The following is a 21,214-nucleotide window of genomic DNA, read 5'->3' on the forward strand; positions in this document are numbered from 1 at the left end:
CATTATTTATTTCACATGACTCGCTAACTCTTTTTGAGCTTTTTCGTTTGATTCAGCTTTTTCTTTGAGCCATTTTTCACGAGCTTCTTTGTACTCTTTGGTTGTTACAGTGTTAGCTTGCAATTTAAGGTACTTGAAGTATACATCTGAACTTTTATCACCAGATTGAGTGTAAGAGGCTGAGAATGGTACTACACGAGAAATAACTGGTGCTGCTCCTGAAGATGACATAGCTGGAAGGAAGAGTGAGCTATCTGTCAACCAAGCTTGAGCTGCTGCATATTTCTCATAACGTTTGTTAAGGTCACTTGTTTCATTACCAGCTTCTTCAAGCAACTTGTCGTAGTCTTTCAAACCAACTTGGGTAACTGCTGGATTTGATGGATTGTCATAACCCATGTAAGTCTTTGTTTGCTCGCTGTTACTTGTTTGCAAGATATCAAGGTAAGTTGATGGGTCTTGATAGTCTGGGTTCCATCCAACGGCACCTGAAAGATCCCAATCCTCAGCTGCTGCATTTGGAGCATAGTAAGTGATGTTAAATAATTCATCTTTTGTTACTTGTTGGATATCGATGACTACATTTTCTTCACCAAGAACTTTTTCAACAGATTGTTTGAAGGACTGAATACGAGCAATGTAGCTCTTAGCAGTTTGGTCAACTGGAATATCCAAGTGAATTGGGAATTTCACGCCATCTGCTTCCAAAGTCTTCTTAGCTTTAGCTAATTCTGCTTTTGCTTTATCAGCATTATAAAGACCATCTTGACCATCTGCAAAGTTTACATCTTTCCACTCATCACCATAAGAAACAACTTTCTCAGTAACCAAGTCACCAAATGTTTTCTCACCTGCAGAAACAAAGTCTGGTTTTACAAATAGGTTACGAACAGCAAGGGCTGCTCCATCTTCACCATTCAGCTGAGCAGAGTATGATGTACGGTCAAATGCAAAGTTCAAAGCTTGACGGAAGTCTTTGTTAAGAAGTGCTTTCTTAGTAGAAGTCTTTTCTTCATCAGTTGTTTTTGATGTATATTTATAGCTTTGACGGTCAATATTAACACCCAAACCAGCAATACCGGCTCCTTGTGGAGTATAGTAAATATTGTCTTTGTATGTTTCTGCGATTTTAGAATAATTTGAACTTGTTGGGAAGAGACGGGCGTAGCTGTATGCACCACTTGTAAAGTTACGTTCGATTGATTCTTGATCTGAACCATCATAGAATGCAAGCGTCACAGTGTCTAAGTGAACATTATCTTTATCCCAATATTGCTCATTCTTCACAAACTCAACAGAAGACTTAGCAGTTAATCCTTTAAGCAAGAAAGGACCATTGTAAAGCAATGATGTTGGATCTGTTGACTTACCAAAGTCTGAACCTTTTGATTTTTCAAACTCTGCATTCAAAGGCCAGAAGATTGCGTAAGACATTTTAGAATTCCAATATGGCTCTGGTTTGTTCAAAGTGTATTGAAGAGTGTAGTCATCAACAGCTTTTACACCAACAGTTGAAAAGTCAGTTGAGTTCCCAGCCACATAATCTGCCAAACCTTTTACAGAATCTTGAGCAAGATACAATGCTTCTGATTTCTTATCAGCTGCGTGTTTCAAACCTGTAACAAAGTCATTAGCAGTTACTTCTGCATATTCTTCACCATCAGCTGTGAGCCATTTTACACCTTTACGAATTTTATAAGTGTATGTCAATCCATCTTGAGACACTGACCAGTCTTCAGCGACTGCTGGAGTCAAGTTGCCATATTGGTCATTTGTAAAGAGTCCATCAATACCATTTGAAGTGACAACTTTTGTACTTTGTTTCCCAGAGGTAAGGTAGTCCAATGTTTCTGGATCAGCAGTGTATACATAACCATATGCTTTTGGCGCTTCAGCATTTGATGATTTTGAAGAGCCACAAGCTGCGAGAACACCTGTTGCAAGTAGGGCAACCCCTGCTACCGCAAAAATCCGACTTTTTTTCATGTTTAGTTAACTCCTCTATTAAAATTAATGAGATACTGTTGATTATACCATAATCCCTTTCAAAAGTAAACGAATTTTCAGAATATTTTGTCGCATACCATCTGATAAGCAGGAAAACTTACATTTTCAGAAAAGAAACTATTGACGAGATTTAATTTAAAAGGTATAATAATAAAAGTTAAGGCGGTATAGCCAAGTGGTAAGGCACGGCTCTGCAAAAGCTTGATCGTCGGTTCAAATCCGTCTACCGCCTCTATATTATCCAAGGCTCCTACAGGAGTCTTTTCTTTTTTACTACTAAAAAAGCTTTATCAGTTCTACTCTGATAAAGCTTTTGTTTTATTCTGTTTCTTCTTCTGATTCGAGTGCTTGGATTTGAACCTTAAGCTTGGTTACACGTCCATTTTTGACTTTGTCATTAGTCAATGTAATATGTTTGTTGGTACTTTCCAATTCATAGCTAAGTTTTTCAGTTGTTGGAATAGTCCCGACACCCGTCAAATAATAACCAGCGATTGTATCTACATCATCACTTTCAAGTTCAACATCGAAATAACTATTGAAGTCGTTCAAGTTCATCGTACCTTGAACAATGTAGGTATTCTCACCAATAGTGTGAACATAAACCTCAGCACGGTCAGTTTCGTCGTCAATCTCTCCGACAATCTCCTCAAGGAGATCTTCTAGTGTAACTAGACCAGCCATACCACCATACTCATCCAAAAGGATTGCCATCTGTCTTTGAGTGTTTCTGAACTCTTTTAATAAATCATCCACAAAAATCGTTTCAGGTACAAAGAGTGGATCTTGCAAAATTCGCTTCCAGACGATATTGTCAAACCCACTGACAAAGGCTTCTTTAAGGAGGCTCTTGGTGTGAACCAAACCAATGACATTATCCTTGTCTCCATCATAAACAGGAATACGAGAAAAGTTCTGTTTCAAGATACTTTGGATAATGGTTTGAGTATCATCCTGAATATCTACCATAAAGGCATCTGTTCGGGGAACCATGACTTCACGTGCCATGAGCTCGTCTAGCGAGAAAATCCCTTGTAACATTTCAATTTCATCAGCATCCAAGGTTTCTTCACTCTTAGACAACATGTACTCAATCTCATCACGAGTCATTTTTTCATCTGCATCGTCAAATGTCATCGGTGTCAATTGACTCAAGAGATTAGTTGATGCTGAGAGCATCCAAACGAAGGGACTCACAATCTTACCAAGTCCAATAATAAACGGTACTGTTCGGATAGCCAAGGCATCCTTAAGATTTAGAGCAATTCGCTTAGGATAAAGCTCACCAAAAACAATAGAAATATAGGTCAAGAAAGCTAATGATAAGAAGCTAGCTACCGCATAGGCAGTTTCGCTATTTCCCATCCAAGAGGCGATCAACTCTCCAAGTGAATCTGCTAGTTTAGCCCCTGACAAGATCGTAATTAAGGTGATACCAACTTGAATGGTTGATAAAAAGTGATTAGGGTTTTCAAGCACCTTTAGCAAACGGATATAGCGTTTATCTCCCTCTTCAGCTTTTTGCTCAACACGTGAACGACTAAGTGAAACCATGGCCATTTCTGTTGCAGAGAAAAAGGCATTTAAAAAGGTCAAAACAACTAATAAAACAAATTGCAGTAACAAATCCTGACTGCTCGGGTCTTCCATTTTCCTTCTCCTAAAAAGTATAATTGAAACCATTATACCATATTTTCCAATTTTTACACATTAATTTTCAATTTCTATGATAAAGGGGCGCTGAATAGAGAGCTGCAATCCAAGTCCTGACACCCTAGCTCAAGCCTTGTGAATCTTCAAAAAGGCTCTTTAAAATCAGAAGAGCAAAAAACAAGCAATCGTTTCTACAGTTCATGACTAATAAAAAACGAGGTTGGGATTTTTCCTCAACCTCTTGATCAATTAGCTATTTTTTGTGACTGTGACCTCACCTGTTCGGTAATCTAACTGAATTCCCTTTTGGACATTTGGAATAACGACATTAAACTCCAACTCCCCATCAGAGGACTTGGCTTCAATATGAGAAGCTGACGGCACCAAATCTTGCTCAGTAGCATAGAGTAATGTTACGCGGTAACGCACTCGTTTGTTTTGATCTAGAGCTTTTCGAACCAGACTTTCATAATAGTTTTGGCCTGTAGAATCTTCTGCACGCGCTTGGTTGGCCCAAGCTGTCTGTACGGCAATGTTTTTAGGATTGCTAGTAGAAGCATCAAAGCCATCTAACCCACCGATTAAGGCATAGCCCAACAAATGCCCTCTATCGACCGCATGGTTGTAACTTCCCTTTAGATTCTTAACCTGATGCCAACCCGCAGGCGTCCAAGATGTTGAACCATTCCCAGTCTCTTCACGATCTTTGTACTGTCTTGTCGCTTTTGACATGAGGGCGTTAGCGACAGTTGGAACCGTCTCCCCACCTACAGTTTTTGTCTTGTTATCGGCATAGGGTTTACCTGAAACCTTTGCGTCTAGATTAGTCTTATTCCCATTGACGATAAAGGCTCCCGCTCCATTCCATTCAAGAGAACCCTTAATTTGTTTTTTGATAGAATCTGTCAGGACACTTTCAGCTAATTCTTGACTTGGAGCATCCGATGCTTGCGACTTCTGCTTTACTTGCGTCTGAGGGGCAGAGTTGGAAGCTTGCATCTCCTTGATATAATAACTTCCTGCTGACAAGAGCAGAAAAAGCAAGAGACCTACTAGAGTCTGTCTAGTTTTTTTATTCATATTTTCTCCTTATACTCTTCAAAAATCTCTTCAAACCACGTCAGCGTCCATCTGCAACCTCAAAGCAGTGCTTTGAGCTGACTTCGTCAGTTCTATCCACAACCTCAAAACTGTGTTTTGAGCAGTCTGCGGCTAGCTTCCTAGTTTGCTCTTTGATTTTCATTGAGTATTACATTCACTTCCTAGAAAAAGACTGGTCTCCCAGCCTATTTTCCTGTAAATTTTGTGATGAGTTCTTGCCATTTTGCTGGCGCCAAAATAGCCCAAGGGTCTTCCCCTTTTCCTAGTATGCCATAGCCAATCATCAAACCAATAGCAAGAGCTAAGACTCCTAGTAGTAATACTACAATTACTAGGATAAAGCGACGTAAGACATATTTGGATTGTTTATTCATCTTCATCAGCTTCCACACTTACCCGTTCAATCTTAGCTCCTAACTGGGCTAATTTTTCATGAAAACGGTAGTAACCTCTATCTAAATGGACAAGCTTTCCTACAACTGTTTCGCCTTCAGCTACCAAGCCTGTCAAAATCAAGGCTGCACTGGCACGTAAGTCTGTCGATAGAACTTCTGCACCTTGGAGTCGCTGTCCGCCGATAATACGGGCTGTATCACGGATGATTTCAGAGTGCAAACCCATACGACGCATTTCCTCTAAATGTTGAAAACGATTCTCAAATACAGTTTCTACCATAGTTGACTCACCTTGAGCAACGGTCATTAGAGCAGTGAACTGCGCTTGCATATCTGTCGGAAATCCTGGATGTGGAAGTGTCTTAACGTGAACAGCCTTTAATTTTCCACGTTGAGAACGAATACGAATTCCTTCGTCCTCATCAATGACTTCAACACCCATTTCCTGTAATTTAGCAATCAAGGGGCGATTGTGTTCCCAGATAGCATCCAGAATCAAGACATCTCCACCTGTAATGGCAGCTGCTACCATGAAGGTCCCTGCTTCAATACGGTCTTGCACAACATTGTGGGTTGCACCGTGTAGTTGCTCAACACCAGTAACGGTAATAGTTTCTGTTCCTGCCCCCTTGACTTTGGCACCCATTTTATTTAGGAGAACAGCCAAGTCGACAATCTCAGGTTCACGCGCAGCATTTTCAATGACAGTTACGCCGTTGGCAAGAGTTGCTGCCATCATCAAGTTTTGAGTAGCACCTACACTTGGAAAGTCCATGTAGATATGTGCACCGTGCAAGCGTTCCGCCTTAGCTTCAATATAACCTGCCGTCTGAGTAATCTCAGCCCCCATTGCTTCGAGTCCTTTTAGGTGAAGGTCTATCGGACGACTACCGATAGTACAGCCACCTGGCATCGAAACTTTAGCATGTCCCACACGAGCCAAGATTGGCCCCAATACTACAATAGAAGCACGCATCTTGCTGACGTACTTATAGGGAGCTTCTTCTGTGATGTCTCCAGTAGCATCAACTTCAACAATATGTGCTTCTTGATCAAAGTCTACTTTCGCATTTAATCCACGAACCACCTGATTCATGGTAAAAACATCCGATAAAATAGGAACATTTTTTAAGACTGTTTTTCCTTCACTTGCTAAAATAGTTGCTGCAAGTAGTGGCAAAACTGCATTTTTTGCGCCCTCGATGGTAACACTTCCAACCAAACGATTATCGCCACCTTGAACTACAATTTTTTCCATAGAGTATTTTCCTTCACTTACAATTTTAGAATAACGTTCTAACTGCTTCTTGCCAAAGTTGGTAGAGATTTAGGAAAAAGGAACTAATCAGATATCCTAAACCGATACTACACAATACTACCAAGAGTCGAACCTTCTTCGCATTATCCTTTGTCACCTTCAAAATTTGATCCCATCTGACCAAATCTTTCAAGAGCTGAAAGACTAGGTAGACAAAAAACATATGACTACTAAGGGTAAAAAACAATTGAATCATTTGCCTATTATACCATCTTCTTTTTTCTACGCTAGTTTAGGGATTCGCCTACTGTTTAAGGATTGTTTTTCAAATAGTCAATCGCATCTTGAAGCGTTTTGACTGGAACGATTTTCATGTCTGTTTTAATCATTTGAGCTGCTTCTAGAGCTGTGTCATAGTTACTCTTGGCATTTGGATTTGCCTTTTTAGCTTCCTCAGTTACTGGATTGTTAGGAGCAAAGAATACAGTTGCTCCCTTTTTAGCTGCGGCAACCACTTTTTTATCAATTCCACCAATGTCACCTACGTTACCATCTCTATCGATGCTTCCTGTACCAGCAATGATACGTCCATTGCGAAGAGTAGGGTCTGCAATTTGCGTGTAGATGGATAAACTAAACATCATCCCAGCACTAGGACCACCAATACCTGCAGTTGAAAACTTGATTGGTACATCACTAGATACTTCTGTACGGTCAATCAAGCCGATTCCGATACCATTCTTCCCATTTTCTAGAGTAATGATCTTTCCTTCAGCAGTTTTGACTTTCCCATCCTCCTCATAAGTAACCTTAACCTGGTCACCTAGAGTTTGAGAATTAACGTAGTCCACCATCTCCTTGGAACTTTCAAAAGTCTTATCATTCACAGCTGTCACGGTGTCAGCAATATTAAGAACTCCCTTGAAAGTCGAATTATATGTTACAGTCAAAACATAGACACCTAAGTATTTGAGCTCTATTTCCTTACCCGACGTCTTCAGACCTTGATATTTGGCCATGTTTTGCGAAGTTTCCATGTAAAACTGGTTGATTCGCATAAATTCCGCATCTGACGAACCACCAGTCATTTCTTTGGCGCTATGTATGTCCGTGAAAGGAGTTAGCCAGGCATAGACTAAGTCAACCATTCTAGCGTGCTTAACTCCAACCGTCACAAATTGGTAGGAACCTTCCTCTTGGTCAGGTTGGTTATTAACTTGTAAAACCTTTCGAATATCTTCAGAAGTTCCTGGCACTTCGATATAATAAGGCAGGGGCACTGTAAAAGCGATAAAAGTGATAATGAGCCCAATAATGAGATATAAGGGCCATCTAGTTTTTTTCTTCATTGTTTAACTCCTCTAGGACAGCATTTGGTACATACCCGCTAATATCTTGACCAAATTTCAATAGTTCTCTCACAGCCGAAGAGCTGATGTATACATGCTCCGGCCGACTGTGGAGATAGATTGTCTCCATTTCTCCCGCTAGTTGATGGTTGTAAAAATCAAAACTAGCTTCATACTGAAGATCTGTTGCATTACGCAAGCCACGCACCAAGACCTCTGCACCTAATTTTCTAGCAACATCAACGACTAATTCATCGTGAGAAGCTATGACTTTGACATTTTTGAGATGTGCTACTGCTTTTTCCACAGTTTTCTTTCGACTCTCTATCGGCAAAAATCCTGTTTTATGAGGATTATAAAAAATTCCCACATACAATTGATCAAAGAGCTTACTTGCACGCTCAATGAGATCCAAATGTCCATTGGTCATCGGATCAAAGGAACCTGTAAATAGCCCAATCTTATCTGACATAAACCGTCACCTTACTAATCCCATATATTTTTTCCTTCCAGATGCCCAAACAGGCGATTTCTTCTGGAAGTTCTACTGATTTATCGGTCTCACATACCACCATGACATCCTCTGAAAAAAGATTTCTCTCTGCCATTTTTTCAATATCGGACACGATTTGTTCTTTTGCATAGGGAGGGTCCAAGAAAATAAGATCAAAGACACCGTCCACCTGCTCCAAAGCACGACTGGACTCCATTTTCAATAATTGAAATTTAGAGGTTTCCTTGGTCATCTTAATATTTTCTGCGACTATAGTCTGGGCTCGACGATCCTTCTCAACCAGAACGGCACTGGACATCCCTCTTGAAACTGCCTCAATGGTTAGACCACCACTACCAGCATAAAGATCTAGCACTCGCCCGCCTTCAAAGTAGGGACCAATCATATTAAAAATAGCGCCCCTAACCTTGTCTGATGTTGGCCTTGTCGTTTTACCGTCCAGCGTCTTTAAAGGACGCCCTCCGTAGATACCTGATACGATTTTCATACCGTATATTATACCAAATTCTTATCAAAAAAAGAAAATCGAACCTTACGGCTCGATTGATTAAAGAATATTTTCGTAGGTGTCTCTCACTTCTTGTGGCCAAACACTGGTTTGGACTTCACCGATATGCTTCTTACGAAGTAGGAACATAGCCATACGAGATTGGCCAATTCCTCCACCCATTGTCAATGGGAAGAGTCCATTTAGGAGAGCCTTATGCCATTCTAAAGTTAGACGGTCTTCGTCTCCTGTGATAGCTACTTGGCGACGGAGGGTGTCTTCATCGACACGAATGCCCATTGAAGACAATTCAAAGGCTGCACCCAAATTATCATTCCAAACAAGGATGTCCCCATTCAAGCCATGATAGCCATTTTCAGACTCAGTTGTCCAGTCATCATAGTCTGGTGCACGTCCATCATGAGGTTTTCCATCTGACAATTCTCCACCGATACCAATCAAGAAGACAGCACCGAATTCCTTACAAATAGCATTTTCACGTTCTTTAGGTGTCAAGTCTGGATAGCGTTCAACCAACTCTTCAGTATGGATAAAGGTAATTTGTTTAGGTAGAATTGACTCAATGTCGTAGCGAGCTTCTACTGCTAACTCTGTCAAACGAATAGCCTTATAAATCTTTTCTACCGTTTCTTTAAGATAGGCAAGATTGCGCTGTCCGTTTGGAATAACTTTTTCCCAGTCCCACTGGTCTACATAGACTGAGTGAGTCGCATCTAGTGAATCTTCGTCTGGACGAAGAGCCTTCATGTGAACAAAGAGTCCTTCTCCCTCACCAAAACCAAAACGGGCCAAGGTATGGCGTTTCCACTTAGCAAGGGAATGCACTACTTCATAAGATTCATCTGGAATTTGCAAAACCTTAACAGAAACTGGATGCTCAATCCCTGAAAGGTTATCCTGCATCCCATCCCCAACCTTACTCAAGATTGGTCCCTGCACTTCCACAACTTCTAATTTATCTTTCAAATACTGGGTAAAGGTATTTTTTACAAAGGAAATTTCTTCCTGTTGATGGATAAAACTTTTCTTCATACATCTCTCCTTTTAAATAATAAGATGATTATACCCTTTTGCTAGTAAAAATAAAAGTAAAAATTAAAAAAAGAGCTCATTTGAGCTCTAAAAGTATTAATCGTCACTTCCAAAGATACGCAAGAAGCTAAGAAAAAGGTTGATAAAGTCAAGGTAGAGGCTAAGCGCCAAAGAAATTGCCCAACCTGTTGCGACTTGACCATTTGATTCTTTATAAACATAGCGAATCTTTTGGTTATCCCAAGCAATCAAACCTGAGAAAACAAGAACCATGACAATACTGATAATGTAGTCGAAGAGACCACTGTTTAAGAATACATTGACAATCATAGCTAAAATGAGACCTACCAAGGCTCCAATTAAAGCACGTCCAATACCACTCAAGTCCTTTTTAATCACAACTCCGACAATTGCCATGACAAAGAAAAGGGCTGCGCTGGAAATGAAAGCCGTTAGAACCGTTCCTGGTAGATAGAGCGACACGATGAAACTCAGTGAAAAACCGTTCACTACTGAATAGATGAGAAACATCGGAAGAGCTGCTGGGCTATTTTTATAAGCCATATTACTTGCTGCAATTACAAGAGCAACTTCAACGACTCCTGTTACGATTAACCATATGCGGGCATTAAACATCAACTGAACAAGAAGGTCTTGGAAGGTTGTTAACATTAAGGCTGAGACAAGTGCAGATAAGGCGATCCCAATCCCTACAAAAGCATAAACTTTTGCGTAAAATTGATTCAAACCTGAACGTTCTTGAATAATTGTTTGATTCATATCTTTTTCTCCTTATGAAATCTTTTTACTGATTATAACAAAAATCAAATCATTTAACTCAAATAAAACATGAGTATGCCTGCAGCAATGGCGACATTGAGGCTTTCTGCCTGCCCTTTCATGCTGATGTGGACCAGTTGGTCCGCCTGGTCTGTCATGAATGGACTAATGCCTTGACCTTCATTTCCCATGACTAAGGCAAAATCCTCTAGGCAAGCCAGTTCACGATAATCTTTAGAGTTTTGTGATAAGGTGGTTGCCAGAATTGGTAAACCGCTCTTTTTAGCTTGTTCCACAAACCCTTCGACAGACATACGATAAATCGGCAAATGGAAATGACTGCCTTGCATGGAGCGAAGCGTTTTGAGGCTATAGATATCTGCTGACTTGCTGGAAACGATGACTCCAGAAAAACCTGCTGCATCTGCCGTCCGAATCATGGTCCCCACATTTCCAGGATCCTGCACATCTTCTAAAAAGAGATACTTTCCTTGGCTCAAATCTGGTAACTGCTCCTCTTCCTTTTGAACAATGGCAACAATACCCTGAGGAGTTTGCGAATCTGCTAAATCGAGCAAGATTTCTTCTGTCACAAGGACAGTCTGAGGATAATCTACTAATTTTTCACCATACTCTGCGAGAGCAAAAATTTTCTCAATCTTTGCACCTGCCTGAATAGCTTCTTCAAACAGATGCCATCCCTCAATCAAGTAAGAGGTTTTCCGATATTTTTTTTGATGCAATTTCTTGGCATTTTTTACCACAGAATTGGCTTTAGAGGTTATAATAGTCATAGAAATATTATAACACAATCAAGGAGGTTTGGTATGCAAAAGGTTAAAATGATTGCCCAAGGTCGCGTCCAAGGAGTGGGCTTCCGCTGGGGTGTCTATAGTCTGGCTCTAGAACTAGGTGGCATTACGGGTCGTGTCTGGAATAACGATGACGGAACCGTTGGAATCCTGGCCCAAGCAGACTCTTCTGCCATCATGGCTAAGTTTATCCAAGAGATCCGAAAAGGCCCTACACCTTTCTCTAAAGTAACCTACCTAGATGTGCAAATGAGTAACTTCCCATCCTATTCGGATTTCAAAGTCGCAAATTAGGTCCAGAGAACTATTGTATATTTTCCAAAAAAACAGTAGAATAGAAAGGTATAATTTTTAAAGAAGGAATAAAAACAGTGAAATCAATAAAACGTTTCGCCCTCTCGGCTATGGGAGTGGCTATGCTATTAGTCTTAACGGGTTGTGTCCAGGTTGATAAAGCAACAGGTAAGCCAATTGGTCCCGTTTGGGATTTCTTAGGTGCTCCGATGGGAGAAGCTATCAAATACTTCGCTAATGACCAAGGTCTCGGTTTCGGTGTTGGGATCATCATCGTAACCATTATCGTTCGCTTGATTATCCTCCCACTTGGTATCTACCAATCATGGAAGGCAACGCTTCACTCTGAGAAAATGAATGCTCTCAAGCACGTCCTTGAACCACATCAGACTCGCCTGAAAGAAGCAACAACTCAAGAAGAAAAACTAGAAGCTCAACAAGCTCTCTTTGCTGCTCAAAAAGAGCACGGCATCAGCATGTTTGGCGGCGTGGGATGTTTCCCTATCCTCATTCAAATGCCTTTCTTCTCTGCTATCTACTTTGCTGCCCAACATACTGAAGGAGTTGCCCAAGCAAGCTACCTAGGAATTCCTCTAGGCTCACCTAGTATGATTTTGGTTGCCTTTGCTGGTATCCTTTACTATCTTCAATCACTCCTTTCTTTACATGGAGTTGAGGATGAAACTCAAAGAGAACAAATCAAGAAGATGCTCTATATGAGCCCTCTCATGATTGTCGTGTTCTCTGTCTTCTCACCAGCCAGCGTTACACTTTACTGGGTTGTCGGTGGTTTCATGATGATTCTTCAACAATTTATCATCAACTACATCGTTCGTCCAAAACTTCGTAAAAAAGTACGCGAAGAATTTGCTAAGAACCCACCAAAAGCAAGCAAAACTTCAAGCACTCGTAAAGATGTAACCCCTGAACCAGCAACAGCTATCACAACTTCTAACAAGAAGAAAAACAAAAAACGCAATGCTGGAAAACAACATTCTAGATAAAAAATAAAAGGCTTAGCTTAAATGCTGAGCCTTTTCTATAGTCAAAAAGAGGCCGAGAAAAAATCCCGACCTCTTCTTTCATTTTATCCATGTACACGTTTCATGTAATCTTGATAGCTTTCTGTATCCATCAATTCCTTAGCGTTTTTGACACGATCTGCTGTTGGAGGTTTAACTCCTTCAAGGGAATATGGAATCCCAAGTTCACGCCATTTGAACTCACCCATAGTGTGATAAGGCAAGATTTCAAACTTATCAACATTTTTGAGAGTTTTTACAAACTTACCAAGTTCAATCAAATCTTCATCGCGGTCTGTCAATCCAGGTACAAGAACGTGACGAATCCAAACAGGTTTACCGATTTCTGACAAGTACTGGGCACAAGCCAAGATGTTTTTATTGGTTTGACTGGTTACAATCTTGTGTTGTGCTTCGTTGATTTCCTTGATATCAAGGAGAACCAAGTCTGTCACGGCCATTAACTTGTTGAACTTTTCTAGATAGCGTGGTTTGTTACGGAATGGAAGGGCACAAGTATCCAAGGTACAGTGGATACCTTTTTCTTTTGCCTTAGTAAAGAGAGCAATCAAGAAATCAATCTGCAAGAGGGCTTCTCCTCCGCTGACTGTGATACCTCCCTTGTCTCCCCAGAAACCACGATAACGAAGCGCTTCTTCTAGAACATCATCTACTGTTCGTACACGAGATTTATTGGTTTCCATAGCCCAAGTATCAGGGTTATGGCAGTATTGGCAACGCATCTGACAGCCTTGCAAAAAGACAATAAAACGAATTCCAGGGCCATCTACCGCCCCAAAACTCTCTGTCGAATGCACCATTCCTGTCACTTGTCCATAGTCAATTATTTCCTCAGACATATCGTTACCTTCCTTGAAAACGTTTTATAGTCTTTATTATACCATGACTGAAAAGAAAAACCACAGATTTTGCCTATTTTTTAGAAAACAATCTGTTTTTCACTTTCAACTTTCATGATTTTCAAAATATTTATTAATCCTTGTCAAAGTCAAACCCATAGAGAGTCGCAAAATAGTCCTCTGGTCGCTCTGCTCTACGGATTAGTCGAGCACCACCGTCCTCTGTATAGAGAATCTCTGCCGAACGAAGTTTAGCATTGTACTGGTATCCCATAGAGAAGCCATGGGCACCTGTATCATGAATGACTAACAAATCACCAATTTCTGTTTGAGGTAGTTCACGATTAACTGCAAACTTATCGTTGTTTTCACAAAGAGAGCCAACAACATCAACTACTTCAGTCTGACCATCAGGATGCATCATATTTGTAATATGGTGATAAGCACCATACATAGCTGGTCTCATAAGGTTAACAGCTGACGCATCTACTCCTAGATAGGTACGGTAGGTTTTCTTTTTATGAGTTACTTTTGTGACGAGAATGCCATGAGGTGCCAACATAAAGCGCCCTAGTTCTGTAAAGATCTTAACTTGACCAAGGCCTGCTGGTGTGAGGACTTCTTCATAAACCTGACGAACTCCCTCTCCAATCAAAGCAATATCATTAGGCTCCTGGTCTGGGCGATAGTTAACCCCGATACCTCCAGAAAGATTGATAAAGTCCAGCGAAATACCTAACTTTTCCTTGATTTCTACCGCTAACTCAAAAAGCTGACGTGCTAATTCTGGATAGTAGAGATGGGTCACTGTATTGGAAGCTAGGAAGGAATGAATCCCAAAGGTTTTAGCTCCCTTTTCTTTCAAGATAGAAAAGGCTTCAAAAAGCTGTTCCTTAGTCATCCCGAACTTAGCTTCACCAGGATTATCCATAATGTCCGTACCCAGTTCAAATACGCCACCAGGATTGTAACGGCAAGAGATGATTTCTGGGATGCCTGCTGCACGTTCCAAATGCTCGATATCTTCAAAGGCATCTAAATTAATCGTCGCACCTAATTCACGAGCATAGGCATATTCTCTATCTGGAGTATTATTAGATGAGAACATCATATCGGAACCTGCAAATCCTAGTTTATGACTCATTAAGAGTTCGACATAACTAGAACAATCCACTCCACATCCTTCTTCTTGTAAGATTTTCAAGATAGCTGGGGTTGGGGTCGCTTTAACTGCGAAGTATTCTTTAAAGCCCTTATTCCAAGAAAAGGCCTTGTTTACTGCGCGTGCTTTCTCACGAATCCCTTTTTCATCGTAAAGATGGAATGGGGTTGGATACTCCTCAACAATCTTTTCTAAGGCATCACGTTTAATAAATGGTGTTTTCATAGGACTCCTTCATATTCATTATCAAAGAAAGGCTGGGACGAAAGTTCCAACCTTTGTATTTCAAGTCAATTCTTATTTTTCTGCATCGAAGATATTTCCAACTTCAACAGCAATTTGTTGGTTCTTCACATCGATATTTGTGACTCTCAAGAGTGACTTGTAGTCGAACTGTTGTTCACGATCTTCCTGTGCATTATCAGCAAAGACAGCTACACCAGCCAACTCTGAATCAAACTCAGACAAGAGGCTAATCATCCCGTTAATGGTTCCTCCACCCTTCAAGAAGTCATCGACGATCAAGACACGACTTCCTGCTTTGAGGCTACGTTTTGAAAGAAACATTTTTTCAATACGGTCACTTGAACCTGAAACATAGTTGACACTAACAGTTGAACCCTCAGTAATTTTCAAGTCGCGACGGACAATAACAAAAGGTACGTTGAGGACATTTGCCACTGCATTTGCAAGCGGAACCCCTTTGGTCGCCACCGTCATAACAGCATCAATCTTCTGATCCATAAAGCTCTTAGCAATAATACGACCGATATTTTTCAAAATAGCTGGAGTGCTCAATAGGTCAGATAAATAAATGTAGCCACCCGGAAGAATACGGTCACTCTCTGAAAGTTTATCACGAAGCTCTTCGATAATCGTTTTAGACTCAAGGGTAGAGATCGATGGTGTAAAAATAACACCACCACCAGCACCTGTCACCGTTTGAATATGACCGATTTCAATTTCTTCGAAAGCACGCTTAATGATGACGATATCTTCAGAAATAGACGATTTGGCAGATTCATACTTTTCCGCAAAGGTGTTGAGACTGGTTAATTTGTATGGATTGTTAATCAAGTAATTGGAAATGACAACCATCCGATCACTTCTTCTTAATTTCATTATATTTTTACCATTCTTTTTTATTTAGTCTTTTTCTCATTATATCACACTAAAGCAAAAAAACGAACTTTATTGCCTAAATAAAGTTCATTTTTTTAGTTTCTAGTCTAATTTCGGCTTGTAGAAGGAACGATTGTCCATAGCAAAGACTTTATTGGTCATTTCTCCCTCATCAACAAGGGCCAGAGCTGTTGTCATCATCATCATGCTGGCATCCAAATTATCAATCATATGAATAATTTCTGCTTCCATCACTCGAGGACGAACTGGACTACCATACTCAAGGAGACCATGATGACTGAGAATGACATGGCGAAGAAGTACAACTTCTTCTCTGGTATCATCAATGCCAAGTTCCATTACCGCTTTGGTAATTTCGCTATCAATCAGAGCGATATGACCGATAAGGTTTCCTCTTACTGTGTACTCTGTCTGGTCAGGACCTGTCAACTCAATAACCTTGGCAAGGTCGTGCAACATAATTCCCGCATAGAGCAAGCTCTTATTGAGCTGAGGATAAATATCTGCAATTGCTTCTGCCAAACGAACCATAGTGGCAGTATGATAAGCAAGCCCTGTTTCAAAGGCATGATGGTTGGTCTTAGCAGCTGGATAGGAGTAGAATTCCTTGTCATACTTAGTGTAGAGATTCCGAACAATTCGCTGCCAAATTGGATTTTCAATTTTAAAAATCATCTGCGCCATATACTCACGAATCTCTTTGGCATCTACTGGAGATTTAACCTTGAAGTCCGCTGGGTCATTTGGTTCGCCAGGTTGTGGTAAGCGAAGGGTGATTTGATTAACCTGAGGCGTATTGTTGTACACTTCACGACGACCTTGCATATGAACTACTTTCCCTGCTGTAAAGGTTTCAACATTGTGGGGTTGAGCATCCCAGAGCTTCCCTTCGATTTCTCCACTATCATCTTGGAAGGTGAAGGCTAGGTAGTTTTTCCCAGCACGTGTCTGTCTCAGGTCAGCTGACTTGATCAGGTAAAAGCCTTCAAAAAGCTCATCTTTCTTCATGTGACTAATCTTCATATTCTTCCTCATCTTCTTGGAATTGGAGCAAATCAAGCGCAGGCTCACCTTCTGATAACTCAATATGACGAAGCGTTCGCTCGATAGCTGTAGTACGACGGTTTAATAAATCATCAATATTGCCAGAGGCATGTTGGAGATGTTTTTGTGCCTTGACCAGAATACCTCCAAACTTGCCAAATTCGGTTTTGACACTAGCAAGGGTTTTACTGATATGGTCAGCACTCTTTTGGATATTGAGAGTTTTGAAGCCAACCGATAGAGAATTGAGTAGGGCTGATAAGGTACTTGGACCTGCAACGATAATTTGCTCCTCCCGTCTCAAATCATCAAAGAAAATTGGATTGCGAACAATTTCTGAATAGAGACCTTCTGTCGGAACAAACAAAACTCCAAAATTAGTCGTCCGAGGTGGCGCCAGGTACTTACTCTTAATATCCTTAGCAAAACGCTTGACGCTTGCTAGGAGAGACTTACGACAGCGCTCAATCTCGTCCTTGTCACCTGCTTCATAGGCTTCTTCCAGACGGTAATAATCTGCCAGTGGAAACTTAGAATCAATCGGTAGATAGACATATTCCTGATCACCTTGTCCAGGTAACTTGATGGCGTATTCCACACGTTCACTAGAGTTTTCAACTGTTGCAAATTCTCGTTCATACTGGGCAGGTGTCATGATATCTTCAATGATCTGTCCTAGTTGTAATTCACCCAGAATTCCTCGGGTCTTGGTTCCAGAAAGAACTTTATTAAGCGCACCGACATCACGCGCCACCGTCTGCATTTCACCTAGGCCTCGATTGACAGATTCCAGTTGTTTGGAAACTGTCTCAAATGAAGCCTGCAAGCGTGTCTGCAAGGTCTTTTCTAATTTCTCCTCGACCGTTTGGCGCATCTGTTCCAAGCGTTGCTCATTTGATTCCTGCAAGGCCTGTAGTCGTTGATCGGTCTTATCTCTTGTTTGAAGGAGGTTCTCATTCATTTCCTGCCGAACTTGAGTTAAGCCCTGGTGCAATTCAATCCGCACCTCCTGCAAACGGTCGCTGACAGCCACTTCCAAGTCTTTTTGATCTAGCTGACTAGCTTGTCTGGCTTGTTCAAAACGATAATCAAGCTGATCTGAAAGATGATCTGCCTGGTCTTCTAAACTCTTGGTCAGATATTTCTCCTGCTTGTCCTGCCTTTGCCAAATGAGAAAGAGGCCGGCTAGATTAGCAAGTAATAGTACAATAAGTAAACTTTCCATCCTACCTCCTGTCTTTGCTATGCAAGACAACCACATAACCATCTGGGCAAGTCACCGAAACTTCCCTATCTATATATTCGTTAGAAGCGTAAACTTTCTTAAAGAAAAAATTCTCCTCTGTCAGTTCATACTTGGCACCGAGTATTGTCAAACGACTATCCCTCACAGGCATAAAAGCAAGGTAATCGTAGTCTGAACGTGGTTCAAGTTGACTGGTTCCTTCTGGACAGTAACGAATCAAATTTTGCCCATCCTCAATCTCTATTTGATGCATATAGGGGGCCAACTTGGGATTACTTGGAAGAAAGACATTGGCCAGCATATGATCAATACGACCACCTAGGGCACCAAAAATGGTTACCTGAGCTTGAGGGATTTTTTCAAAAATCGTTAAAAGTGCTAGTTCCAAATCGGTATCATCTTTTTCTGGCTGGGCTTGAATAAAATGCTGGGCACGTTTTTGAATCAACTGACGTTCTTCTGCAGTCACAGAATCAAAATCCCCAACGGCTAAAGCAAGAGGAAGTTTTTCCTCCAGTACCCAAAGCGAGCCTCGATCCACACCGACAAAGCAATCAAAATCCGTCCGATAGTGACCGCGGTCTCCACCTGCAAAAACAGCAACTTTAGTCCAGTTGATTTCGGAGAGCTTGTACTCGTTCATTGACATCTCCCTTAAAGACATAAGACCCTGCTACAAAAACTGTAGCGCCAGCTTCTTTGGCTAGAGCAATGGTTTGATCATCAATCCCACCATCGACTTCGATTTCAAAGTTCAAGCCTTTTTCCTCTCGAAGGGCCACCAACTCACGAATCTTATCCATGGTTTCAGGCAGAAAGGCTTGCCCGCCAAATCCAGGGTTAACCGTCATCACCAAGACTTGGTCAACTAAGTGAAGGACATGCTTAATGGCTTCAACAGGAGTACCAGGATTAATGACAACCGAAGGTCTAACACCGAGAGAACGAATCTTTTGAAGAGCACCGTGGATATGAGGAGTTGCTTCAACATGGATGCTGATGATATCTGCTCCTGCACGCGCAAAGTCTTCTAAATGATGTTCGGGATTAGCTACCATCAAGTGGCAGTCAAAAACCATCTTGCTATGAGGACGAAGACTTTCGACTACACCTGCACCAAAGCTGATCTGAGGTACAAAGTGACCATCCATGATATCGATATGGGCGTATTCTGCCCCAGTTGCTTCTAGGCGTTTAATTTCACGTTCAAAGTTGGCATAATCTGCTGCCAGAATTGACGGAGCAATCTTGTATTGAGACATAGGCTTCTCCTTATTTTGGAATTTTTTTGCTGACTTTTTTATAGGTTTCTCTACGATTTTCAATCTCACTGAGGAATTGCAAATAGTTGTCAAAACGGAAGTTCGCAATGATGCCCTCGTCTACTGCTGGTTTGACCGCACACGACGGCTCATGAGTATGGGTACAAGTGCGGAACTTACAATCACGACTGACACTAGCAATCTCTGGAAAAGCCTGATTCAGGTCTTCTGCTGTTGTTGCTTCATAATCCAGAGATGAAAATCCTGGGGTGTCTGCGATTTTACCACCATTGAGATTGTAAAAACTAACAGCTCGAGTAGTATGGCGACCACGACCCAGACTGTCTGAAATTTCTCCCGTTTCTAGATTGAGATCAGGTGCGATTTTATTGAGTAAAGTTGACTTTCCAACACCTGTCTGCCCCATAAAGACTGTCACTTTATCTGTCAACAAGGGCAAAAGTTCCTCTTTACTCGTCACAAAGTCGTAACCAATAGCACGATAGGTCTGCTGGTAAAAATCCAGCTCTTCGCGATCCTCTAGTAAGTCCATTTTGGAAATATAGACGATAGGATGAATGCCCTTGTGTTCCAAGAGAACCAAGAAGCGATCCAGCAAGTTGCTATTAAAGTCAGGTTCTTTAACTGACATAATGACAACGGCTTGGTCAATATTGACAATGGGTGGGCGAACCAAACTATTTTTTCGTTCATGAATTTTTAAAACATAACCTTCTGAGTTCTCCTCCGCAGAGAATTCTACCCAATCTCCAACATAGGGTGTATGACCTTTTTTACGAAAATTCCCACGCGCGCGTGTTTGATAAACTTGACCATCACTTTCCACATAGTAGAAACCGGCCAAGGCTTTAATGATTTGTCCCTGCATCTTAGAGTCCTTGTCCTTTAAGTGCGTCTGCTAGACTGGCAAATTCTTCTAAACCAAGAGCTTCACCACGTACAGATGGTGCCAAGCCTGCTTGGTCTAAAGCCTTGGTCAACTTATCCTTAACTTCCTCGGTCTTCCCAAAGTAACCTGTCAAGTTGTTCCACAAGGTTTTACGACGATGAGTAAAACTAGCCTTAGAGACTTTAAAGAAGAAGTTCTCATCTTTTACTGCTACAGCAGGTTCTTGACGGCGTACCATTTTCAGGATAGCTGAGTCCACATTTGGCGCTGGTACAAAGACCGTACGAGGTACGATAAAGGAAACCTTGGCCGTCATATAATACTGAACTGCAATCGACAAGCTACCGTAAGCCTTGGTATTTGGCTTAGCAGATATACGATCTGCCACTTCTTTTTGCATCATGACCACAAACTCACTAAAAGGAATCCCACTTTCAATCAAGTGCATGAGAATAGGGGTTGTGATATAGTAAGGCAAGTTGGCTACTACCTTAATAGGCAGGTCAGGATTTTTAAAATTTTGGATATGCTGCGCTAGGTCAACTTTTAGAATGTCCTCGTTGACTACGGTCACATTGTCAAAATCACGTAAGGTATCCGCTAGAATTGGTACCAAGCGGTGATCAATCTCAAAGGCCATGACTTCAGCTGCACGCTCAGCTAAGAATTCCGTCAAGGCACCTATCCCTGGCCCGATTTCGATAACATTGACTTGATCATCAATCTCAGCCGTATCCACAATTTTTTGAAGGATATTGGTATCGGTCAAGAAATTTTGCCCGAAGGATTTTTTAAAGGTAAAACCGTGACGCTCCAGCACTGCCTTGGTCACGCTATAATCTGCAATTCTCATTTATTCTCT

23 protein-coding genes and 1 tRNA gene are annotated in these 21,214 nt (G+C 41.2%); 3 read left to right on the forward strand and 21 right to left on the reverse strand.

Annotated features, from left to right (window positions below; genetic code table 11):
• Window positions 1-6: 6 nt before the first annotated feature.
• Window positions 7-1,986 (reverse strand): peptide ABC transporter substrate-binding protein, encoded by a 1,980-nt coding sequence (locus QM928_RS08645; RefSeq protein WP_248035155.1) that lies wholly within the window; start codon window positions 1,984-1,986, stop codon window positions 7-9.
• A gap of 182 nt (window positions 1,987-2,168) precedes the next feature.
• Here QM928_RS08645 and QM928_RS08650 point away from each other — a divergent pair.
• Window positions 2,169-2,239: transfer RNA gene (locus tag QM928_RS08650), tRNA-Cys, on the forward strand.
• 86 nt (window positions 2,240-2,325) lie between these two features.
• Here QM928_RS08650 and QM928_RS08655 read toward each other — a convergent pair.
• The 11 genes from QM928_RS08655 to QM928_RS08705 form a co-directional block, all read right to left on the reverse strand.
• Window positions 2,326-3,657, reverse strand: coding sequence for a hemolysin family protein (locus tag QM928_RS08655; protein WP_248035156.1), 1,332 nt, complete (start codon window positions 3,655-3,657; stop codon window positions 2,326-2,328).
• A gap of 252 nt (window positions 3,658-3,909) precedes the next feature.
• On the reverse strand, window positions 3,910-4,740 hold the full coding sequence (locus QM928_RS08660; protein ID WP_248035159.1) for a DNA/RNA non-specific endonuclease: 831 nt from the start codon (window positions 4,738-4,740) through the stop codon (window positions 3,910-3,912).
• Window positions 4,741-4,946: 206 nt separating this feature from the next.
• Complete coding sequence (locus QM928_RS08665) at window positions 4,947-5,135, reverse strand: DNA-directed RNA polymerase subunit beta (RefSeq protein ID WP_282434683.1); 189 nt, start codon at window positions 5,133-5,135, stop codon at window positions 4,947-4,949.
• Window positions 5,128-6,414: a UDP-N-acetylglucosamine 1-carboxyvinyltransferase gene (gene murA / locus QM928_RS08670; protein ID WP_414295007.1), complete on the reverse strand. Its 1,287-nt coding sequence runs from the start codon at window positions 6,412-6,414 to the stop codon at window positions 5,128-5,130. Before murA ends, QM928_RS08665 begins: the two co-directional genes overlap by 8 nt.
• Window positions 6,415-6,439: 25 nt before the next feature.
• Window positions 6,440-6,670, reverse strand: a complete 231-nt coding sequence (locus QM928_RS08675) for a DUF1146 family protein (protein WP_000615324.1) — start codon at window positions 6,668-6,670, stop codon at window positions 6,440-6,442.
• 55 nt (window positions 6,671-6,725) lie between these two features.
• Window positions 6,726-7,763: a SepM family pheromone-processing serine protease gene (locus tag QM928_RS08680; protein WP_414295008.1), complete on the reverse strand. Its 1,038-nt coding sequence runs from the start codon at window positions 7,761-7,763 to the stop codon at window positions 6,726-6,728.
• Complete coding sequence (gene coaD, locus QM928_RS08685) at window positions 7,747-8,235, reverse strand: pantetheine-phosphate adenylyltransferase (RefSeq protein ID WP_414295009.1); 489 nt, start codon at window positions 8,233-8,235, stop codon at window positions 7,747-7,749. The genes QM928_RS08680 and coaD overlap by 17 nt, the downstream gene beginning before the upstream one ends.
• Window positions 8,225-8,764, reverse strand: coding sequence for a 16S rRNA (guanine(966)-N(2))-methyltransferase RsmD (rsmD, locus tag QM928_RS08690; protein ID WP_414295010.1), 540 nt, complete (start codon window positions 8,762-8,764; stop codon window positions 8,225-8,227). Before rsmD ends, coaD begins: the two co-directional genes overlap by 11 nt.
• 60 nt (window positions 8,765-8,824) lie before the next feature.
• Window positions 8,825-9,817, reverse strand: a complete 993-nt coding sequence (gene asnA / locus QM928_RS08695; protein ID WP_414295011.1) for an aspartate--ammonia ligase — start codon at window positions 9,815-9,817, stop codon at window positions 8,825-8,827.
• 96 nt (window positions 9,818-9,913) lie between these two features.
• Complete coding sequence (locus QM928_RS08700; RefSeq protein WP_414295012.1) at window positions 9,914-10,597, reverse strand: Bax inhibitor-1 family protein; 684 nt, start codon at window positions 10,595-10,597, stop codon at window positions 9,914-9,916.
• A gap of 53 nt (window positions 10,598-10,650) precedes the next feature.
• Window positions 10,651-11,391 carry a TrmH family RNA methyltransferase gene (locus QM928_RS08705; RefSeq protein WP_153225129.1) on the reverse strand — a complete coding sequence of 247 codons (741 nt, stop codon included), beginning with the start codon at window positions 11,389-11,391 and terminating at the stop codon, window positions 10,651-10,653.
• A gap of 33 nt (window positions 11,392-11,424) precedes the next feature.
• On the opposite strand from QM928_RS08705, the gene QM928_RS08710 reads away from it, so the two are divergent.
• Window positions 11,425-11,703 (forward strand): acylphosphatase, encoded by a 279-nt coding sequence (locus QM928_RS08710; RefSeq protein ID WP_414295013.1) that lies wholly within the window; start codon window positions 11,425-11,427, stop codon window positions 11,701-11,703.
• Between the two features lie 77 nt (window positions 11,704-11,780).
• A complete protein-coding gene (yidC, locus tag QM928_RS08715) occupies window positions 11,781-12,707 on the forward strand; it encodes a membrane protein insertase YidC (RefSeq protein ID WP_414295014.1) in 927 nt (308 codons plus the stop codon).
• A gap of 83 nt (window positions 12,708-12,790) precedes the next feature.
• On the opposite strand, the gene pflA is transcribed toward yidC, so the two are convergent.
• The 9 genes from pflA to rsmA all read right to left on the reverse strand — a co-directional run bounded on the left by pflA (window position 12,791) and on the right by rsmA (window position 21,205).
• Window positions 12,791-13,585: a pyruvate formate-lyase-activating protein gene (gene pflA, locus QM928_RS08720; protein ID WP_001287990.1), complete on the reverse strand. Its 795-nt coding sequence runs from the start codon at window positions 13,583-13,585 to the stop codon at window positions 12,791-12,793.
• A gap of 133 nt (window positions 13,586-13,718) precedes the next feature.
• A complete protein-coding gene (locus QM928_RS08725) occupies window positions 13,719-14,972 on the reverse strand; it encodes a diaminopimelate decarboxylase (RefSeq protein WP_414295015.1) in 1,254 nt (417 codons plus the stop codon).
• A 72-nt stretch (window positions 14,973-15,044) separates the two neighbouring features.
• Complete coding sequence (purR, locus tag QM928_RS08730) at window positions 15,045-15,869, reverse strand: pur operon repressor (RefSeq protein ID WP_414295016.1); 825 nt, start codon at window positions 15,867-15,869, stop codon at window positions 15,045-15,047.
• A gap of 102 nt (window positions 15,870-15,971) precedes the next feature.
• Entirely contained in the window at window positions 15,972-16,913 is a 942-nt protein-coding gene (locus QM928_RS08735) for a 3'-5' exoribonuclease YhaM family protein (protein WP_000703215.1), read from the reverse strand.
• The gene (rmuC, locus tag QM928_RS08740) at window positions 16,903-18,159 is read right to left on the reverse strand and encodes a DNA recombination protein RmuC (RefSeq protein WP_414295017.1); all 1,257 of its coding nucleotides are present in this window, start codon (window positions 18,157-18,159) and stop codon (window positions 16,903-16,905) included. Before rmuC ends, QM928_RS08735 begins: the two co-directional genes overlap by 11 nt.
• A 1-nt stretch (window position 18,160) precedes the next feature.
• The gene (locus tag QM928_RS08745; RefSeq protein WP_414295018.1) at window positions 18,161-18,823 is read right to left on the reverse strand and encodes a thiamine diphosphokinase; all 663 of its coding nucleotides are present in this window, start codon (window positions 18,821-18,823) and stop codon (window positions 18,161-18,163) included.
• Window positions 18,786-19,442, reverse strand: coding sequence for a ribulose-phosphate 3-epimerase (rpe, locus tag QM928_RS08750; RefSeq protein WP_414295019.1), 657 nt, complete (start codon window positions 19,440-19,442; stop codon window positions 18,786-18,788). The genes QM928_RS08745 and rpe overlap by 38 nt, the downstream gene beginning before the upstream one ends.
• 10 nt (window positions 19,443-19,452) lie before the next feature.
• Window positions 19,453-20,331, reverse strand: coding sequence for a ribosome small subunit-dependent GTPase A (rsgA, locus tag QM928_RS08755; RefSeq protein WP_414295020.1), 879 nt, complete (start codon window positions 20,329-20,331; stop codon window positions 19,453-19,455).
• A gap of 1 nt (window position 20,332) precedes the next feature.
• Window positions 20,333-21,205 carry a 16S rRNA (adenine(1518)-N(6)/adenine(1519)-N(6))-dimethyltransferase RsmA gene (rsmA, locus tag QM928_RS08760; RefSeq protein WP_414295021.1) on the reverse strand — a complete coding sequence of 291 codons (873 nt, stop codon included), beginning with the start codon at window positions 21,203-21,205 and terminating at the stop codon, window positions 20,333-20,335.
• Between the last annotated feature and the right edge of the window lie 9 nt (window positions 21,206-21,214).

This window comes from Streptococcus infantis, from assembly GCF_047460405.1.
In the GTDB taxonomy this organism is placed as follows: Bacteria; Bacillota; Bacilli; order Lactobacillales; family Streptococcaceae; genus Streptococcus; species Streptococcus infantis_Q.

Bases quoted from the DNA above. Each gene is read 5' to 3' on its own strand.
- QM928_RS08645 (WP_248035155.1), bottom strand. From the start codon at position 1,986: ATGAAAAAAAGTCGGATTTTTGCGGTAGCAGGGGTTGCCCTACTTGCA.
- QM928_RS08655 (WP_248035156.1), bottom strand. From the start codon at position 3,657: ATGGAAGACCCGAGCAGTCAGGATTTGTTACTGCAATTTGTTTTATTA.
- QM928_RS08660 (WP_248035159.1), bottom strand. From the start codon at position 4,740: ATGAATAAAAAAACTAGACAGACTCTAGTAGGTCTCTTGCTTTTTCTG.
- QM928_RS08665 (WP_282434683.1), bottom strand. From the start codon at position 5,135: ATGAATAAACAATCCAAATATGTCTTACGTCGCTTTATCCTAGTAATT.
- murA (WP_414295007.1), bottom strand. From the start codon at position 6,414: ATGGAAAAAATTGTAGTTCAAGGTGGCGATAATCGTTTGGTTGGAAGT.
- QM928_RS08675 (WP_000615324.1), bottom strand. From the start codon at position 6,670: ATGATTCAATTGTTTTTTACCCTTAGTAGTCATATGTTTTTTGTCTAC.
- QM928_RS08680 (WP_414295008.1), bottom strand. From the start codon at position 7,763: ATGAAGAAAAAAACTAGATGGCCCTTATATCTCATTATTGGGCTCATT.
- coaD (WP_414295009.1), bottom strand. From the start codon at position 8,235: ATGTCAGATAAGATTGGGCTATTTACAGGTTCCTTTGATCCGATGACC.
- rsmD (WP_414295010.1), bottom strand. From the start codon at position 8,764: ATGAAAATCGTATCAGGTATCTACGGAGGGCGTCCTTTAAAGACGCTG.
- asnA (WP_414295011.1), bottom strand. From the start codon at position 9,817: ATGAAGAAAAGTTTTATCCATCAACAGGAAGAAATTTCCTTTGTAAAA.
- QM928_RS08700 (WP_414295012.1), bottom strand. From the start codon at position 10,597: ATGAATCAAACAATTATTCAAGAACGTTCAGGTTTGAATCAATTTTAC.
- QM928_RS08705 (WP_153225129.1), bottom strand. From the start codon at position 11,391: ATGACTATTATAACCTCTAAAGCCAATTCTGTGGTAAAAAATGCCAAG.
- QM928_RS08710 (WP_414295013.1), top strand. From the start codon at position 11,425: ATGCAAAAGGTTAAAATGATTGCCCAAGGTCGCGTCCAAGGAGTGGGC.
- pflA (WP_001287990.1), bottom strand. From the start codon at position 13,585: ATGTCTGAGGAAATAATTGACTATGGACAAGTGACAGGAATGGTGCAT.
- QM928_RS08725 (WP_414295015.1), bottom strand. From the start codon at position 14,972: ATGAAAACACCATTTATTAAACGTGATGCCTTAGAAAAGATTGTTGAG.
- purR (WP_414295016.1), bottom strand. From the start codon at position 15,869: ATGAAATTAAGAAGAAGTGATCGGATGGTTGTCATTTCCAATTACTTG.
- QM928_RS08735 (WP_000703215.1), bottom strand. From the start codon at position 16,913: ATGAAGATTAGTCACATGAAGAAAGATGAGCTTTTTGAAGGCTTTTAC.
- rmuC (WP_414295017.1), bottom strand. From the start codon at position 18,159: ATGGAAAGTTTACTTATTGTACTATTACTTGCTAATCTAGCCGGCCTC.
- QM928_RS08745 (WP_414295018.1), bottom strand. From the start codon at position 18,823: ATGAACGAGTACAAGCTCTCCGAAATCAACTGGACTAAAGTTGCTGTT.
- rpe (WP_414295019.1), bottom strand. From the start codon at position 19,442: ATGTCTCAATACAAGATTGCTCCGTCAATTCTGGCAGCAGATTATGCC.
- rsgA (WP_414295020.1), bottom strand. From the start codon at position 20,331: ATGCAGGGACAAATCATTAAAGCCTTGGCCGGTTTCTACTATGTGGAA.
- rsmA (WP_414295021.1), bottom strand. From the start codon at position 21,205: ATGAGAATTGCAGATTATAGCGTGACCAAGGCAGTGCTGGAGCGTCAC.